The organism is Kitasatospora sp. NPDC057198 (assembly GCF_042670125.1).
Classification (GTDB): Bacteria; Actinomycetota; Actinomycetes; order Streptomycetales; family Streptomycetaceae; genus Kitasatospora.
The window spans coordinates 1-2454 of sequence record NZ_JBHUWH010000738.1 but is presented as its reverse complement, the minus strand read 5'-3'; the positions used below and the strand labels follow the sequence as shown (position 1 = coordinate 2454).

Genomic DNA, 2454 nt, shown 5'->3' with positions numbered 1-2454 from the left:
ACGCGATCCCGAACACGTCCGCCGGGCCGACTTCGTCCGCACTTTGTTGTCATGTCACTTGAAAGTCCCCCGGGCGGGGCATCCTGCTCGCTGACCGGCCGTCAGCCCGCACCGACCGCCGGCCGCCCGCCCGCCCGATCAGCCGGCCGTCCAGGGGGACCGCATGAACTTCCGCCGTACCGCAGCCCGTTCCGCCCTCGTCGGCGCGGTGCTCGCCGCCGCCCTCCTGGGGTCCACGTGGCCGGGGGCCGCCGCCGACGCGGGGACGGTCGGGGAGCGTCCGTTCGCCGGGACCACCGGGGTGGGGCTGCACAACACGTACGACCCGGGCGCGTTCGGCTACCTCGCGCAGGCGTTGGACACCGGTACCGCGATGATCGAGCTGGACGTGTGGACCGACACCGTCACCAGGGAGTGGAAGGTCAGCCACTCCAACCCGCTGGGCAACGGCAACAACTGCGTCGACGCCGCCACCCCGGCGCAGCTGTACGGCGGCGGCACCAACAAGAACCTGGAGAGCTGCCTCGACGACGTCCGGGTCTGGCTGGCCGCGCACCCGACGGCGGGGCCGCTCACGATCAAGCTGGAACTCAAGGGCGGGTACGCCGCCAACCTGGGCATGGGCCCGGCCCAGTTGGACGCGTTGATCGCCGCCCACCTCGGCGCCGCCGCCTTCCGCCCGGCCGACCTGCTGGCCCGGCCCGGCGGCGGCAGCTACGCCACGCTCGACGACGCCGCCCGGGCGGGCAACTGGCCGAGCCGGGCCGCGCTGGCCGGGCGCGCCCTGGTCTACGCGATCCCCGGCACGGTCGAGGAGGGCAACCCCTTCGACACCCTGCACACCGATGTCGAGGAGGCCCGTCACCTGCGCGACCTGGCCGCCGCCGGCCGGATCGGCGACGCGCGGGTCTTCCCCGCCGTGCACGGCGCCGCCGCGGGTGACCCGCGCGGCGCGTACCCGGACGCCACCGTCCGCCCCTGGTTCGTGGTCTTCGACGGCGACGCCGCCGCGTACCTGAACGGCGTCGACACCTCGTGGTACGACCAGCGCCACTACCTGCTGACGATGACCGACGCGCAGAACGTCGCCCCGGCGATCAGCGCCACCGACCCGACGGCCGAGCAGGCCCGCGCGCGGACCGTGCAACTGGCCGGCGCGCACGCGTCCCTGGTCTCCGCCGACTGGCGGCAGCTGCCCGAGGTGCAGTCGCTGGTCCTCCCGCGCGGCTGATCCGCGGGCGCCCCGTTGCCGGCGGGTGCCCGGCGGAAGGGGGTTGACGGGGCGTCAGGGAGGCGGCCGGGCCGGGCCGTCCGCCGGGGATCCGGCCGCGAGTTCCGTCGGCACTGTTGACCAATTGAAGTGGGCATGGCACTTTCGTCCGGCGCGGGCGTGCACCGACCGGTCACACGTCTGCAATCCCCCACAAGGAGAGCCATGTTCAAGAGATCCGCCGCGGCACTCGCCGCGGGAGCGGTCGTCGCGGGCGCCCTGACCGTCGCGGCCGCCCCCGCACAGGCCGTCCAGGCCGGTGACCTGACCTCCACCATCGCGCTGAGCAACTGCTCCGCCTCACTGGTCCGCTACCCGGCCTCGGTGGACACCGACCGGGCGATGATGCTGACCAACGGCCACTGCCTGCCGACCATGCCGACGGCCGGCCAGGTCATCCAGAACGCGAGCGCCAGCCGCAGCGGCACCCTGCTCGACTCCGCCGGGAACTCGCTCGGCACCGTCCAGGCGGACAAGGTGCTGTACGCGACGATGACCGGCACCGACGTCGCGCTCTACCAGCTCACCGACACCTTCGCCGCCGTCGCCTCCAAGTACGGCGCGACCGCGCTGACGATCAGCGACACCCACCCGGTCGACGGATCCGCCATGTACATACCCTCCTCGTACTGGAAGCAGGTCTGGAACTGCTCGATCAACGGGTTCGTCGGAACCCTGCGCGAGGACCAGTGGACCTGGCGCGACTCGCTGCGCTACAGCTCGGGCTGCAACACCACGCACGGCACCTCCGGGTCGCCCATCGTCGACGCGGCCAGCCGGAAGGTCGTCGGCATCAACAACACCGGCAACGACGACGGCGCGATGTGCACGCTCAACAACCCGTGCGAGGTCGCCGCGGACGGCACCACCACCGCCACCAAGGGCCAGAGCTACGGGGAGGAGACCTACTGGTTCACCACCTGCCTGGGCACCGGCCGGGTCATCGACCTGAACGTCAGCGGCTGCCTGCTGACCAAGCCGGCCGGCACGGCCGTCACGGTCACCAGCCCCGGCAACCAGTCGACCGCGCTGAACGGCGCGGTCAGCCTGCAGGTCAAGGCCACCGGCGGCACCGCGCCGCTGGGCTACTCGGCCACCGGGCTGCCCACCGGCCTGTCGATCAACGCCTCCACCGGCCTGATCAGCGGCACCGCCACCGCCGCCGGGACGTACAACGTCACCGT

At 72.8% G+C, this 2454-nt stretch carries 2 protein-coding genes; both read left to right on the top strand.

Translation table 11 applies throughout. The features are described 5' to 3' along the window. Nucleotides 1-163: 163 nt before the first annotated feature. Complete coding sequence (locus ACFUEL_RS38440) at nucleotides 164-1231, top strand: phosphatidylinositol-specific phospholipase C domain-containing protein (RefSeq protein WP_380242674.1); 1068 nt, start codon at nucleotides 164-166, stop codon at nucleotides 1229-1231. Between the two features lie 204 nt (nucleotides 1232-1435). Next, on the top strand, nucleotides 1436-2454 hold a 1019-nt coding region (locus tag ACFUEL_RS38435), incomplete at its 3' end, for a trypsin-like peptidase domain-containing protein (protein WP_380242672.1).